Source organism: Staphylococcus coagulans (assembly GCF_002901995.1).
GTDB lineage: Bacteria > Bacillota > Bacilli > Staphylococcales > Staphylococcaceae > Staphylococcus > Staphylococcus coagulans.
Genome location: NZ_PPQN01000020.1, coordinates 1 through 16,527, shown reverse-complemented (window position 1 = coordinate 16,527; position 16,527 = coordinate 1). Strand labels below are relative to the sequence as shown.

Sequence of the window (16,527 nt, the reverse complement as noted above, 5' to 3'; positions counted from 1 at the left end):
GTATACTTTATCAATGTATAGGTGTGTTTATAATAACTATCTTAAATAAGGAGGGAAATCAATGCATAAAAAAATCATTGCGGCAGTGATAGGGACTTCAGCTGTTACTGCAATGGTAGCCGCGGATGCCAATGCTTCAACATACCGTGTTAAAGCAGGTGACTCGCTTTGGTCTATTGCAACAAAATACAACATTACGATTTCACAACTTAAATCTTATAATAACTTGAGTTCCAATTTAATCTTTCCGAACCAAGTATTAAAAGTATCAGGAAGTACTGCAGGTAGATCTAATCATGTGTCATCTTCGGGGAATTCATCAACATATACGGTGGTGAGTGGTGACTCATTATCAAGTATTGCTGCACGTTATGGAACAACATATCAAAACATCATGCGATTGAACGGGTTAAATAGCTTTATGATTTATCCAGGTCAAAAGCTGAAAGTAAGTGGAACTGTTTCTGCACCAAGTCATCAAAAACCGTCAAAAACTTCTGGATCAACTACATATTATACGGTGCAACCAGGCGATTCATTATCACTTATTGCTTCAAAGTATGGGACTACTTATCAAAATATCATGAACTTAAACGGTTTGGATTCATTTTTAATTTTTCCAGGCCAAAAATTGAAAGTTAAAGGTACAGCATCTACACCTAACCATACAACACCATCTAAACCTTCAAGACCCGCAGCAAATGGTGCGACAACATATTATACAGTACAGCCAGGCGATTCATTATCATTAATCGCTTCAAAATATGGCACAACGTATCAAAACATTATGCAGTTAAATGGATTAAATTCATTTTTAATCTTCCCAGGTCAGAAATTAAAGGTTTCAGGTTCGGCGGCTTCTACAGGTACAACAACAGCACCTAACCGCCAATACCAAACACCCATCTTTAATCATGAAAATTACTATGACTGGGGTCAATGTACGTGGTATGTATTCAACAAACGTAAGGAAGCTGGTTTAGGCATCAGTACTTACTGGTGGAATGCTAATGCATGGGACGATAATGCAGCGCGTGACGGTTACACAATTGACCGCACCCCAACAGTAGGTTCAATTTTACAATCAGATTTAGGTTATTATGGTCATGTTTCATACGTTGAACGTGTGAATCCAGATGGTAGTATTTTAGTTTCTGAAATGAATTTTACTGCTGGACCAGGTGTGCTTACTTATCGTACAGTGCCAAGTTACAATGTAGCGAACTTTAAATATATCCATTAATATATAAAAGGATTTTATTCATCAGTATGATGAGTGAAATCCTCTTTTTTGGCTCTATACTCAATAGGACTGGTGATTGATTGGATCACCAGTCCTATTTTTAATACAAAAGAACCGGCTCTTTATTTTACTTCAGTCAATTAACTTATTATCCCGAACGATTTCAGCTATTCGGGACAATGAATTAAATGTATTTTTGTTCCACGTGAAGTGATTGTCATAAAAAGGATACCCTCTAGCAATCTGGATGTGTTAGAGGGCATCCTTTAAATGTTAAATATTTTAATTTAAATCGTATTCACATAAGGAATATGTTTTTTAGTGTAGTGACTGATTAACACTGAGATAATGCCAAATAGGATAAAACTGATTAATACAATAATTGTTGAATTCCATTCTAATGGTTGGTGTAGGTAAACTAAATTTTTAATCTCTGTTGTGTATAATTTGAAAGGATTCCACGGTAAAATATATTGTTGATAAAATTTAGGTACCATATGAATAGGTAATAAAATGGCTTGCATAGAAAAGAATACCAGTATTAAAAATAAAGGTGCTGCAAGTATACCAATCCAAACCATTAATCCTAATATAAGCAATGAGAAACCAGAGATAGCTAAACCAATAAAGCTTGCGGTTACGAATGGATTTGGAAAGTTGAAATTCATAACGTAACTTAGGAAATAGACATATGCAAAGCTTCCAGCAAAACTTGCGATGAGATCTATACCTATAGTCAACGCGCCTGTTAAAGTTTGACGATGTCGAGATGACATTTGACTTCTGTTTTTGAAATTAAAGTATAAAACGACAGCTGTAATCATTGATGCAAGCCATACAGGCATAAAGAGTACCATAGTTGCATTACCGTTAGCTTGATGTGATGCAATTGGATGGAATGTATGATGATCAACGTTGACAGGGTTAGAAAACTGTTCGAATTGTTTAGCTGAGATATCGACGTTACTTTGAGCAAGTGCTTGAACGTTTTGACGACTGACTTGTTGATTAATATTCGTGCTCATTTGTTTCAGGACTTGTTTTGTTACGTTTGCAAGTTGACCTTGACCCCCTTCATCAATGTAAGTACTGATTTGGGCTTGTTCTATTTTTGAAGGAGCTTTTTGTCCTTTTTTCTCCATTTGCGCTTTTATTTTTTGAATTTGTTGAGGAGGTATTTTACCTTCTTCAACTTGTTGTTGGAGTTCTTTTTGTTTAGATTTCATGATGGTTGTTTGAGCAGGGCTTAAAGCATGTTCTGAAAAATGATCTTCTAAAATAATTGCGCCAGCGTAAGTGCCTTTACGTACTTCATCTTGCGCTTTTTTGGCATCTTTGACTTCATGCCATTGAATTTCTTCATTTTTGTTGTCTTTTAATTTTTCTGTTAATTTTTTACCAATATTGATTTCTTTATCTTGTATGTGTGTCCCTTTATCTAAATTAACAATCGCCATAGGAACGTTGTTAGGTTTTGGGTTATATGCAGGATAAAATGCAGTAGCTAAAATTAATAAAATGGTTACCGTAATGAGCGGTACAATCCATAATTTACGATTACTCATAAAATGACCTCCTTTATGCAACGTTGTGTTGTTTATTGTTCGTGATGTTATTATAATAGATATTAAAATAGATACAATGTTCAATTGATGGCAAAGTGCTGATTAACCAACATATAGTATGAAATTGTTGTGTAAAGGAGATTATTTTGATGGATAGAAGAGTTCGTAAAACGAAAGTGGCAATAAAAAATGCGATGATTACACTTTTGAAAACGGAAAAGTTAGATAAAATTACCGTGAATCAAATTGCAGATGTTGCAGATATCAATCGTGCTACGTTTTATCAACATTATTTAGATAAGTATGATTTACTCGATCAAATTGAACAAGAAATGATTGAGCAGATGCAGATCAATTTTAATGAAAAAATAGTGCGTCTTAAAGCAGTTGAGAATGATGAGGAAGCAGCAATCGTGTTCAAAGAGATACCACGAGCAGTTTTAACAATCATGCACGATGATCTTGATCGGTATCGTGTTTTATTAACCATGGGACGCAATTATGAAATTGAACAGAAGATTGGAGAAATGATTGCGCTTAATTTGAAAAGTTTCTTACCTAATGACAAGGAGATAGCAGGGATTCCATTTCGATATTTCCATGCTTTTGTTTTGGGGAGTATGTGGTCGTTAATGCGCGCTTGGGTGATGGATGAGGCACGGAGTACAATTGATGAACAAGTCGAAAATATTTATAAATTGATGTATCAAGGGCCATGGCGGATTATTTATAAAGCTTATCATTAAAACTAAAACATGAGACAGACGACATTTGGATTGCGCAGTTGTTAGTCACAAGTTGTGCCCAATCCAAGTCAGCTGCCTCATTCTCACAAATTATGAACGCGCTTGAATTTCTTTAAGTTTTTGCACAGAGCTATAGACTTGGCGTCCTATTGAAAACATAGACCATGCTTTTCCAGCTTTGCTTTTGGCACCGAATGACAAGTAAAAATCAAGCAGTACATCTGCTACACCGATGCCAATAGAAATATAGCTTAATTTTTTGTTTTTTGAACGATAGATATAAGTGTTGTAAGCATCGACAATGATACTCGCGCCAGACAATGCGCCTGATAAGAGACTTAACGTTTTTTTAGGTTTTTTTGCCATAGAATAATAACCCCCATCTATATTGAATTATGCTACATAGTATACCATTTTTGGTAACTTTATATATACATTGTACGCTTATAACCTCTACACACTGCCAATTATCGCCATTTTTAAGCAAAAGGTAGAGGGCTACGCTTTATCAATCGATCCGCCTTTAGTATCTTTTATATAGTGTGAGTTAAACGACTTTTCGGAAACTTAAAATGGGTGTGGGCGATATCATTTTTCGCGTTCCAATAATCATTTAATATACTAAAATGGTTAAAATACCCAACTCAGGGCTGATGAAAAGGGATATTGCATAGCGTAAACTGTTGTAAGTGAAAGTATGACATGAATTTGTTATCATTTAATCAAGAAACAATTTAATATATCAATGATTGAATTGTAGGCAAATTGAGTAAATTTTTGAACTTGATTAATATGAGAATGATTGAGTCATCTTATTCAGTTTGGATTGTGTCGAGAAATATAGAGGAGTGATACAAAATGAATCAAATGACAAAAGTAGTCATTGCAACAAGTTTATCTGTGGGGACACTATTAGGTGCAACATCAGTAGGAGCACAACTGCCTACGGATGCGCATGCGGCAACAGCGCAAAAAGCCCCATACTACACTTACAAAGGTGTATTTAATTATAAGTCTAACAATGCTTTAGAAGATAAAAACTTTTATCAAGCACTAAAAGCAGATAACTTTAAATATGAAGGTTTAAAAGTAGGTCAATCCACACGTGCTGATGTGGAAAAAGCACTTGGAAAAGACTTGAAAAAATATTATGCGAAAAAAGGCATCACATATTACGAAAAAAATGATGTCATTATCGGCATTGATGACCATAATAAATTAGTTAATCTGACATTACTTGTCGATAAAGTAGAACATAGTGATAAAGCGATTCGCGATCATGTAAAATCTGGAGAAATTTTTGATGCTAAAACAACACAAGTTGCGTTTTACCCAGGTAATTCTATCGTGATTAAAGCAAAAGGTAGCATGGCCTAATTATTTATAATAATGTTATAAAAAAACATGGGTGTGAGCCAGAAATCAGTTTGATTTCGTAGTCTCATACCCATATTTTTATGTTAGAAAATAATACGTATGCTCGTAAATTAGATGAAGCTTTAAAACGACTGACGATGGATATAGTCGGCAAGATGTTGTGCTGTTGCGGAATGTGTCGTTTCAATTAATCGTTGAGGCGGGCCACTAAATAAAATCTGACCGCCTTGTGTACCAGCGCCCGGGCCAATATCAATTAACCAATCTGCTTGGGTCATCATTGTTAAATTATGTTCGATTAAAATCACAGTGTTTCCATCTTGAACAAGTTGTTCAAATCGTTGTTGTAAAATAGGAATATCATCTTCATGTAAGCCTGTTGTAGGCTCATCAAAAATAAAAATTTTTCCTGAAACATGTTCGGTCATATAGCGACTCAGTTTTAATCGCTGGATTTCACCGCCAGATAGTGTGTCTAATGATTGTCCTAAAGTCATATAGCTTAGTCCTGTTTTTTGGAGTGCAATCAAGGATTTTGAAATGGTTGTCTCATCTTTGAAAAGTGAGATGGCTTCTTCGACAGTAAGTGCTAATACATCTGCAATAGAATACCCCTCGACTTTTGCTTCTAATACCTCTGGACGGTAGCGCGTACCGTGACATACTTCGCATGTTTGAGAAAATGACGGCATAAAGGCAAGTTCTGTTTTGAGTACCCCTTTACCGTTGCAATTTGGACAAGCGCCATCAGAATTATAACTAAACATCGCCTTTTTCAAACCTGTGTTTTGGCTGAAAAAGGCACGAACTTCATCAAATACGCCCATATACGTTAATAAATTGGAGCGGCTAGATGCGTGAACCCCTTTTTGATTGATGAAAATTGCATTCGGGTTTTGTACAAAGCCACTTTTAATTAAGGAGCTTTTTCCTGAACCTGCCACACCGGTAATAACAGTCTGTGCGTTTTGAGGGATAGAGACAGACACATCTTGTAAATTATTATGACTGATATGATTGAGATGAAACCAATCTTGGTAATGAGCGACTGCAGGCTTAAGTTGATGTGTGCGCGTCAATGCACGTCCTGTATCTGTGTTTGATTTTTTGAGTTGCTCATAGGTCCCTTCAAAAGTAACTTGTCCACCGTTTTTACCTGCCCCCGGACCGATATCGATAATATGATCCGCAATTTTAATGACATCAGGATCGTGTTCGACAATAATCACTGTATTACCTTTGTCACGTATATTCAGCATGATTTCATTGATTTTTTCAATATCTGCAGGATGTAATCCAACACTGGGCTCATCGATAATATAAACTAAATCTGTCAACGGTGTATTCAGGTGACGAATCAGTTTAATACGTTGTGATTCACCGCCAGATAATGTAGGCGTTTCACGGTTCAAGGTTAAATAATTGAGACCAATGTCATGTAAGGCCTGAAGCTGATTTTTTAATGGTGCAATAATGTAGGCAGCTTTATCACTTTGAAGCTGTTCTAAAAAAGGGAGCGCTTCATCTATCGTTAATGCAGTAAAGTCTGCAATACTTAAGCCGTTGATTTTACAACTGAGCACTTTTGGATTGAGGCGTTGGCCGTGACAATCAGGACATGTATGTTGATGAACGACGCGCTGGACATCTTTTAGAAAGCGTTTTTTCTCAAAATTATCATTGATTAAAAACGAACGACGAAAACGATGAATTAATCCTTCAAATTTTGCAGTTTTAGGCCATTCTGGAGGGGGATTTTTCAAACGTGTTGGTTCTGTATATAGAAATGTATCAAACTCTTCAGGTGTATAATCTTTTAATTTTTTATCATTATCAAACAATCCAGAATAGCGATAACGCTTTCCTCGCCAACTGTCTGGCTTAAAAGAAGGAAAACGTATTGCACCTTCATTTAAAGAACGATTGAAATCAATCAATTCGTTCAAATCAATATCTTCAACATAGCCAAGTCCTTGGCATGTTTCACACATTCCGTTTGGGTGATTGAAAGAAAAAATATCAGAATATCCGACAAAAGGTTCACCGATACGGGACCATAATAAGCGTACAGAAGCGTAAATATCTGATATTGTGCCCACTGTGGAGCGAGAATTACCGCCGAGCCTTTTCTGGTTAATAACCATTGCGACAGGTAAGTTTTCAATTTGATCGACGGCTGGTTTTTCATATTGTGTGAGTTGATGTTGGATATAACTTGAATAAGTTTCGTTTAATAAGCGTTCGGATTCTGCTGCTATTGTATTAAAAACGAGTGACGACTTACCAGAACCAGATCTTCCTGTGACAACCGTCAACTGATGTTTAGGTATGTTGACGTGAATATCTTTTAGGTTGTTTTGTCGTGCACCGTGGATATGAATCGTTGTCATTATTTTTCACCTCGTCATAAGTTTTACCCGAAACGCGCTTCGATTAATAATTGAGCGGTTAAAAGGCATGAACCTGGGCATAAGTAGCATTCTAAACGCGCTTTTTTAGAGGGAGAAGGTTTAACTCAATATATACTCAAACAAGAAAAGGCGAGACCGGGAATGATGTCCCAGCCTCGAACCTGTTGCTTTACGCTTTTGAAATTGTATAAGGATGATTTAGTGGTGATATTGCTTCACTAACCATGCAGTAATAATAGAAGTGATTGGAATACAAACGGCTATGGCAATACCGCCTAATACGATAGTTACTAGTTCTTGTGCAAATAATTTCGCATTAATCAGATGACCGAAACTATAGTGTAAATTGAAAAACCAAAAGACGATTGTCATTGAGCCACCGAGTAATGCGAGATAAATCGTATTCGCTGAAGTGGCTAATATTTCACGTCCTACACGCATGCCTGATTGGAAGAGTTCACGCCTTGTCAATGAAGGGTTCGCTTCGTGTAACTCAAAAACAGGCGAGCTGATGGTAATGGCTAAGTCAATCACTGCAGCAATGACGGCGAGAATGACTGTAAAAATCATAAACTGCTCCATATCAATCCCAATATTCAATGAAAAGACATAGGTTTCGTCTTGCTCTTCTTGCGTAAAACCTTGTAAATGGCCCCAGTGAACGGAGAGATAAATCGCAGCAATCATTAATAAAGTCGTCACGATACTAGAAATGAACGCTGCAAGTGTCTTTATATTGAACTTGTTAAGTAGAAAAAGATTAATCACAGCGATGATGATACAAAAGACAAACGTGACTAAATAAATTGGCGCGCGAAATACGATAAATAATATCGCAATGAAAAGTACAATAAAATTTAAAAACAGTGTTAAAAACGAAACGAAGCCACTGCGGCCTCCAAAAACGAGCATCAGTATGAGTAAAATTAAACTTAATATCACAATTGCGTTCATTGATGCTTGCCTCCTAACCATTTCAACCATACTTGCATGAGTAGGATTGTTAATGGAATTGTTAAGACGATACCTATACCGCCTGTAATGGCACGTGAAACTTCTAAAGACCAGTTCATAGAAATACTATAGGTGAGGGTATTCCCATTTTTTAAATAAAGTAAGAGCATTGGGAGGCTACCTGCGAGATAAGAAAATAATAAAATATTTGTCATTGTTCCCATGATATCCTGTCCGATATTACGGCCGGCCAAAACCCAACGCTCAGTTGAAATATGAGGCGCCCGTTGTAGCACTTCATACATACCACTAGATATTGTAATAGCCACGTCCATAACTGCGCCTAAAGTCCCTACCATAACAGAGGTTAAAAAGACTGTTTTAGGTTGAATTGTCAAAAAGCTCATGGTTTCATATTTAATCCCTTGGCTATTTGTGAGTGAAATAACAGACCATGCGATAAATATACAAATAAAGGTGCCTAACAATGTACTAAGAATGGTGACAACGGTACGCATAGACCAACCGATGACGAGCCAAAGCGTTAAGGTGGTTGCTATAACTATAGATCCGGACATCAATAGAAACAAATTGAGATTCGTATTTGCGTGATACAGGCTAATGGCTAGTAAAATCGCAACAGAATTAATCAATAATGAAATAATCGATTGCAAGCCAATGCGGTGCCCCACAATGATTAGTGCAATGAGAAAGAAGCTTACAATTGTGACAATTACAGTATCGCGTTTCTTTTCGATAATAAAGTTATCTTTACCTGCTTTATCTATATGGAGTAGTACTTTATCGCCCACTTGGTAAGCCTGTGCTTCGGTTTGAGAAGCGTTATATAGGTGATCGACGTGTACAATTTGATCCTTTTTAGATGTATTTAAAACTTTAATTTTCAGGACATCATGATATTTAGTGTCTCGATTATGTTGATCATCAACAGATTTTTCGCTGTGATGTTGGTCGACATGAACGACTTCTCCAATCGGTATCCGATAAAAAGAGGTGTTCACTCGAGTGAAGAGAATTGCCAATAACGCGAGAATAATACAAATCGCGATAAAGTAATTCCATAAATGACGTTTTTGTTTCATAATAAGTCTCCTTAGTGATAAATCGAACGTTGTTGTGTATGGGTCATTATAATTTTAATGACCTCATTTAATAATGGTTTTTGTAAATCTCGTCGATATACAAGGTGAAATGTTTTTTTGATATCTGTATGTGACAATGAAATTTTTTTCCACTGTTGATTTTGACTATATAAGTTGATGAAAGCAGGTGCAAGTACAAAGCCTTTTTGATTTTGTAAAATAAATCGTGCAAATTGCGGATTATTAATGATATGTACGGGTGTCTCAGCATGTGTTGTTAAATATAATTTTAGGTCAGTAGGCAAAGGCTCGTGTATGTACAAAGGTTGTTTGAGTATATAGCTGAGCGGTGGATTAGGAACGTTCATGATAGGGGCGTGTGTACCCCCATAAAGCACGTATGTTTCTTCAAAAAGGGGCAGGCTTTCTAGTGTATTATCATGAATGGTTGCTGTTGTCAGGGCTAAGTCGATATCTTGTGATTGCAAGGAGGGTAAAGTTGTTTCTTCATCTAATAAGGTAGGTACAAGTGATAAAGCCAGTTCTGTTTCGATGGTTTGTAACACTTGTGGTAAAATTTGGCCAATTGAACCATTGACATAGCCGATTGTAAAAACGCTTTGCTTTTGTTGAACTTGTGTTTGAAATTGAGATAATGTGTGATCCACTTGCTCAAGTATCGATTGCGCATGTTTTAATAATTGTTTCCCCTCAGTCGTTAAGAAAATGTTGCGGCCACTACGATAAAAAAGCGAAGTTCCTAACTCGACTTCTAGGTTGTGCATATGTCGGCTAATTGCTGATTGTGCAACATTGAGTTCGAGTGCCGCTTCTGAAATGTGTTCACGCTTAGCCACTTCTACAAAGTATTTCAACTGTTTAAGCTCCATAAAAATTCCCCCTTCATTTTTATATTATCTCAAAATGAGATAGATTTCATCTCAAGTATATATTGATGTGATGAATAGGATTCCGCTATAGTTAGAATACTATTAAAGAGAGGTGTCAGAAATGTCTAATAATTCTAACTATACAAAAATTGGACTCTATGACAGTCGCGAAGAGCACGATGCATGTGGTATTGGATTTTATGCCAACATGAATAATGAACGTTCACATGCTATTGTTGAAAAATCTTTAGAAATGTTACGTCGCTTAGATCATCGTGGAGGAATTAGCGCAGATGGTATTACTGGGGATGGCGCGGGCATTATGACTGAAATTCCATATCAATATTTTAACCAAGTGACATCATTTTCACTTCCTAAAGAGGGCGCCTATGCTGTTGGAATGATGTTTTCACGAGACTTGATTTCTGACACGCCACACGCGTCAGCATTTGCATCCATATTTGAAAGCGAAGGGTTGCAAGTGTTGGGCTATCGTGAAGTGACTGTTGATATAACATGCTTGGCTACACGCGTAGCGGATACGATGCCAGCCATTCAGCAAATCTTTGTCTCAAACCAGAAGGCCCAAAATTTCGACCGTGCCTTATATCTTTCTCGCAAACAGATTGAAAAATATAGTCATGAACAGGGATTGGGCCTTTATTTTACAAGCTTATCCCGTCGAACAATCGTTTATAAAGGATGGTTACGTTCAGATCAAATTAAACGTCTTTATATCGATTTACAACAACAAGACTATGTATCCAAGTTTGGTTCAGTACATTCCCGTTTCAGTACGAATACTTTTCCAAGTTGGGAACGCGCCCATCCGAATCGCTTGCTTATGCATAATGGTGAAATTAATACAATTAGAGGAAATGTGAATTGGATGCGTGCACGTCAACGTCGTTTAATCGAGACTGTTTTTGGCGAAGAACATGAGAAAGTGGAAGAGATACTTGATGAAACAGGAAGCGACTCGGCAATTGTTGATAATGCGCTTGAATTTTTAAGTTTAGCGATGCCACCTGAGCAAGCAGCCATGCTACTCATTCCGGAACCTTGGCTATATAACAAAAGCAATGATCCGAAAGTTCGGGCCTTTTATGAATTTTATAGCTATTTAATGGAACCTTGGGATGGTCCAACTATGATTTCGTTTTGCGATGGCGACAAGCTAGGGGCACTAACAGATAGAAATGGTTTGCGTCCGGGTCGCTATACGATTACAAAGCAGAACGAAATTGTATTTTCTTCGGAAGTCGGTGTCGTTGATGTAGATGAAGCAGACGTAGCATTTAAAGGACAGTTGAACCCAGGAAAATTACTTTTAGTCGATTTTAATCAACATAAAGTGATTGAAAACTATGAACTGAAAACAACAATCGCACAACAATATCCGTACCAAGAATGGCTTGAAACACACCAACTTAACCTTAATTTGGAAACAATTCCTTATCAAGACGATAAATTAACAACAGACGAAGCTTTCGCGATGCAAAAGCGATATGGCTATACAAAAGAAGAACTAGATAAATATTTAACGGAATTAGTGTCAGGTGGTAAAGATCCTATCGGCGCGATGGGTTACGATGCCCCTTTAGCCGTGTTAAATCATCGGCCCGAGTCACTCTTCAATTATTTCAAACAATTATTTGCGCAAGTGACAAATCCGCCGATAGATGCTTATAGAGAAAAAATTGTTACAAGTGAGCTCAGTTATTTAGGTGGAGAAGGAAACTTGTTGAATCCTAGTCCAGAGGCGTTACAACGCGTTCAGTTAAAGCATCCTGTGTTAACACATGCGCAATTGGATGAAGTTGCTAAAACACTAAAAACATCCTATCTTTCAACCGGATATACAGAGGGTCTAGAGACGGCATTAGAAGCGTTAGGGGATCATGTGGTTCAAGAAGTAAGACGCGGGGCGACAGTAATTGTATTAGATGACAGTGATGTTCGTCAAAGTGATACTTTTGCAATGCCTGCCTTATTGGCTTTAAGTGCTATACATCAACGCCTCATTCGTGAAAACTTACGAATGCAGACCAGCTTAGTGGTGAGTTCTGGGGAAACGCGTGAGGTACATCACCTCGCTTGTTTAGTTGGATATGGTGCGAATGCAGTAGTGCCTTATTTAGCACAACATACGGTTGCTGATTTAACGACCCAAGGACGTCTTGAGGGCACTGTTGCTGAAAATGTAGCACGTTATAATGCGGTACTGTCTGAAGGTCTGATTAAAGTGATGGCTAAAATGGGAATCTCAACGGTACAAAGTTACCAAGGGGCACAAATATTCGAGGCAGTAGGGTTATCTGAGAGACTGGTTGATCGATATTTTACGGGGACAACTTCGAAATTATCAGGTATTTCAATTGAAACTTTAGATGCAGAAAATAAAGCGCGTCAAACGGTGGAAGGTCAAACGCTTGACCCAGGAAGCACTTTCCAATGGCGACAACAAGGACAACATCATACATTTAATCCGACAACAATACGATTGTTACAACATGCTTGTCGCGAGAATGACTATGCACAGTTTAAAGCTTTTTCTAAAGTGGCGAATGAACAAACAAGTAGTCACATTCGTGATTTATTCACATTTAAAGCGCAACAATCAATTGATATTGAACAGGTGGAAGCGGTCGACGAAATTGTTAAACGCTTTAAAACAGGTGCAATGAGTTATGGTTCTATCTCTCAAGAAGCCCACCAAACGCTTGCAGAAGCCATGAATCAATTGGGCGGAAAAAGTAATAGTGGTGAAGGAGGAGAAGCACGCTCACGTTACGAAGAGAGAGAAGATGGCCGCGATTACAAAAGTGCGATTAAACAGGTTGCCTCAGGCCGTTTTGGGGTGACGAGCCATTATTTACAACATGCGAAAGAGATTCAAATTAAAGTTGCGCAAGGTGCTAAACCAGGGGAAGGGGGCCAGCTACCAGGCAGTAAAGTTTATCCGTGGATTGCAGAAGTTCGAGGTTCGACACCGGGAATCGGTTTGATATCACCGCCCCCTCATCATGATATCTATTCTATAGAAGATCTTGCACAGTTAATTCATGATTTGAAAAATGTTAATCGTGATGCGGATATTACAGTTAAATTGGTTTCTAAATCTGGGGTCGGAACAATTGCGGCCGGTGTGGCAAAAGCATTTGCTGATAAAATTGTCATCAGTGGTTTTGATGGCGGAACAGGTGCTTCGCCGAAAACGAGTATTCAACACGCGGGATTGCCGTGGGAGCTAGGTCTTGCTGAAACACATCAAACCCTCATGTTGAACGATTTACGATCACGTGTCCGTTTAGAAACAGATGGAAAGTTATTAACAGGACGAGATGTCGCCTATGCTTGTATGCTTGGTGCTGAAGAGTTTGGATTTGCGACAGCGCCATTGGTCGTCCTAGGATGCATCATGATGCGTGTATGTCACAAAGATACTTGCCCAGTAGGTATTGCGACACAAAATGGTGATTTACGTAAGCTTTATACTGGTAAAGCGCAATATGTGGTTAATTATATGCGGTTTGTGGCCGAAGAATTAAGAGAAATCATGGCTGAATTAGGTGTTCGAACAGTGGATGAACTGGTTGGACGTACAGACTTACTCAAACGTTCTTCTGTCGCTTATCATCATCCTAAAGCAAGAGAGATGAAATTAGAAACTTTACTTTATCAAAATGAAGGTACACGTACAAAAGTGATTGAACAACAGCATGGATTAGAACATGGTTTTGACTTGAACCAGTTGTTGCCAGCCGCAAAACCATATATTGAAGCAGGAACACACTTTGTCGGACAATTTGAAATTGTAAATGAACAACGTAATGTGGGCGTGATCACAGGTAGTGAAATTACGCGGAATTACGGTTTGAAAGGTTTGCCAGAGGATACCATTGTTGCAAAAACGACAGGACATGGTGGTCAAAGTTTAGGGGCATGGATGCCGAAAGGTTTGACACTTCAACATACTGGAGATGCAAATGACTATGTAGGTAAAGGGCTATCAGGTGGTAAGATTGTCATTGATGCACCGAATGTTGCACGTGAAAATGAAATTATTGTAGGTAACGTTTGTTTTTACGGTGCGACGCAAGGAGAAGCTTATATTAATGGTCGCGCGGGCGAACGTTTTTGCATTCGTAATAGTGGTGTCCACGTTGTCGTCGAAGGTGTAGGAGACCATGGTCTTGAATATATGACAGGAGGCCGTGTGGTCATTTTAGGTGATGTGGGTAAAAACTTTGGTCAAGGTATGAGTGGTGGCGTGAGTTACATTTTCCCATCAGATGTTGCTACTTTCAAAGCACAGAATCAATTGGATTCACTTGATTTTGATGAAGTTGTGGATGAGGAAGAGAAAGAAATGCTAAAAGCGATGATTCAACGTCACTTGAAATATACAGACAGTCAAAAAGCGGCTGCCATTTTATCTGATTTTGATGCGAAATTAAAAGCATGTGTAAAAGTAATTCCTAAAGATTATAAGAAAATGGTGCAAAAAATTCACTATCATCAGCAACGGATGACTTCACAGGATGAAGCGCTATTAGCTGCTTTCAATGATAATGGATCTATAGAAGGAACTACGCAAGAAGAACGTATTCCAGTGTACTAAAGGAGGCTAACTATGGGTGAATTTAAAGGTTTTATGAAATATCACAAACAAAAGCTCGCGGAAGTTCCTTTAACAACACGTATTGAAAACTATGAAGCATATCAATCACGTTTTACAAAAGAAGAGGCACAACAGCAAGGGGCGCGTTGCATGGATTGTGGTACGCCATTCTGTCAGGTCGGTGAACTCGTAGGACGTGAAACTGTTGGGTGTCCGCTCGGGAACTATGTACCTGAGTGGAATGATCTCACATACCGCGGTGACTTTAAAAATGCTTATGCGCGTTTATCAGAAACAAATAATTTTCCTGACTTTACAGGGTACGTTTGCCCTGCACCTTGTGAAGCATCATGTGTAATGAAGATTAATCGCGAATCTGTCGCTATTAAAGGTATTGAAAGAACAATCATTGATGAAGCGTTTGAGCAAGGATGGGTCAAAGCACGTCAACCAGAACAACGACGAGATGAAAAAATTGCGATCATCGGAAGCGGCCCGGCTGGGTTAGCTGCCGCTGAAGAGCTCAACGCATTAGGATATACCGTAGTCGTTTATGAAAAAAATGCGAGACCCGGCGGCTTGCTGACTTATGGTATCCCTAATATGAAACTAGATAAAAAGGTCGTATTTCGACGTGTTCGTTTGTTAGAAGAAGCGGGTATCACATTTAAATGTAATGTGGAAGTTGGAAAAGACATTACTAAAAGTGAATTGGATCAACAATATGATGCCATTGTTGTTTGTACAGGTGCTGAAAAAGCACGTGACTTACCACTAGAAGGACGTATGGGACAAGGTATTCACTTCGCAATGGACTATTTAACTGAACAAACACAACTTTTATTAGGCGAGTTGGATACACAAACGATTACAGCAAAAGGGAAAAAGGTAGTCGTCATCGGTGATGGAGACACAGGTGCCGACTGTGTCGCAACTGCATTACGAGATGGCTGTGAATCTATTGTTCAATTTAACCGTAAAGCTCGAAAACCAGAACGTTTTGAAATGAATTACAGTTGGCCATTAGCGCAACCTGTATTGAAAAAAGATTATGCGCACCAAGAGTATGAAGCAAAATATGGTCAGGAACCCCGTGCATATGGTATTCAAACGATGCGCTTTGATTTGGATGGAAACGGAAATGTGCGCGGTATATACGCGCAAGTCCAACAAGATAGAGCTGACGGTACAATCGTAGGTGATGATCGAGAAATTTTTATCCCTGCGAATCTTGTGTTACTTGCGATTGGTTTTGAAGGTGTAGAACCTCGGCTTGCACATGCCTTAAATTTGAAAGTAGAACGACAAAAAATAGTGGCTGATACTAAGGAATATCAGACAAATCAAGCGAAATACTTTGCAGCTGGTGATGCACGAAGAGGTCAAAGTTTAGTCGTTTGGGCAATCAAAGAAGGGCGTGAAGTGGCTGCTTCAGTCCATCAATATATTAATGATATTAATGAAAAAAGTTTTGTATCATTTTTGTAAAATTCTTGTTGACAATGTGAACGAGCTATAATAATATATTTATGTGCTCGTTACACGGAGGAATACCCAAGTCTGGCTGAAGGGATCGGTCTTGAAAACCGACAGGGGCTTAACGGCTCGCGGGGG

11 protein-coding genes are annotated in these 16,527 nt (G+C 38.2%); 5 read left to right on the top strand and 6 right to left on the bottom strand.

Annotation, left to right across the window (positions count from 1 at the left end; all coding sequences use genetic code 11):
* Positions 1-61: 61 nt before the first annotated feature.
* Positions 62-1,243 (top strand): LysM peptidoglycan-binding domain-containing protein, encoded by a 1,182-nt coding sequence (locus tag CD118_RS05530; protein ID WP_103356367.1) that lies wholly within the window; start codon positions 62-64, stop codon positions 1,241-1,243.
* A 287-nt stretch (positions 1,244-1,530) separates the two neighbouring features.
* On the opposite strand, the gene CD118_RS05525 is transcribed toward CD118_RS05530, so the two are convergent.
* Positions 1,531-2,808 (bottom strand): YhgE/Pip domain-containing protein, encoded by a 1,278-nt coding sequence (locus tag CD118_RS05525; protein WP_060830408.1) that lies wholly within the window; start codon positions 2,806-2,808, stop codon positions 1,531-1,533.
* 149 nt (positions 2,809-2,957) lie between these two features.
* Here CD118_RS05525 and CD118_RS05520 point away from each other — a divergent pair, with 149 nt between their 5' ends.
* Positions 2,958-3,554 carry a TetR/AcrR family transcriptional regulator gene (locus CD118_RS05520; protein WP_060830407.1) on the top strand — a complete coding sequence of 199 codons (597 nt, stop codon included), beginning with the start codon at positions 2,958-2,960 and terminating at the stop codon, positions 3,552-3,554.
* 90 nt (positions 3,555-3,644) lie between these two features.
* On the opposite strand, the gene CD118_RS05515 is transcribed toward CD118_RS05520, so the two are convergent.
* On the bottom strand, positions 3,645-3,920 hold the full coding sequence (locus CD118_RS05515; RefSeq protein WP_016425611.1) for a hypothetical protein: 276 nt from the start codon (positions 3,918-3,920) through the stop codon (positions 3,645-3,647).
* A gap of 492 nt (positions 3,921-4,412) precedes the next feature.
* Between CD118_RS05515 and isaB the strand changes: the two genes are divergently transcribed.
* A complete protein-coding gene (isaB, locus tag CD118_RS05510; RefSeq protein WP_050331823.1) occupies positions 4,413-4,931 on the top strand; it encodes an immunodominant staphylococcal antigen IsaB family protein in 519 nt (172 codons plus the stop codon).
* Positions 4,932-5,053: 122 nt separating this feature from the next.
* Here isaB and CD118_RS05505 read toward each other — a convergent pair whose 3' ends face one another.
* From CD118_RS05505 to gltC, 4 genes are all read right to left on the bottom strand, one after another.
* Positions 5,054-7,321: an ATP-binding cassette domain-containing protein gene (locus CD118_RS05505; protein ID WP_060830405.1), complete on the bottom strand. Its 2,268-nt coding sequence runs from the start codon at positions 7,319-7,321 to the stop codon at positions 5,054-5,056.
* 219 nt (positions 7,322-7,540) lie between these two features.
* Positions 7,541-8,296 (bottom strand): YibE/F family protein, encoded by a 756-nt coding sequence (locus CD118_RS05500; protein ID WP_060830404.1) that lies wholly within the window; start codon positions 8,294-8,296, stop codon positions 7,541-7,543.
* On the bottom strand, positions 8,293-9,399 hold the full coding sequence (locus CD118_RS05495; RefSeq protein ID WP_060830403.1) for a YibE/F family protein: 1,107 nt from the start codon (positions 9,397-9,399) through the stop codon (positions 8,293-8,295). Before CD118_RS05495 ends, CD118_RS05500 begins: the two co-directional genes overlap by 4 nt.
* Before the next feature lie 11 nt (positions 9,400-9,410).
* The gene (gltC, locus tag CD118_RS05490; RefSeq protein ID WP_060830402.1) at positions 9,411-10,289 is read right to left on the bottom strand and encodes a glutamate biosynthesis transcriptional regulator GltC; all 879 of its coding nucleotides are present in this window, start codon (positions 10,287-10,289) and stop codon (positions 9,411-9,413) included.
* 121 nt (positions 10,290-10,410) lie between these two features.
* Between gltC and gltB the strand changes: the two genes are divergently transcribed.
* Complete coding sequence (gene gltB / locus CD118_RS05485; RefSeq protein WP_103356366.1) at positions 10,411-14,913, top strand: glutamate synthase large subunit; 4,503 nt, start codon at positions 10,411-10,413, stop codon at positions 14,911-14,913.
* 12 nt (positions 14,914-14,925) lie between these two features.
* Positions 14,926-16,401 (top strand): glutamate synthase subunit beta, encoded by a 1,476-nt coding sequence (locus tag CD118_RS05480; RefSeq protein ID WP_060830400.1) that lies wholly within the window; start codon positions 14,926-14,928, stop codon positions 16,399-16,401.
* Positions 16,402-16,527 lie beyond the last annotated feature (126 nt).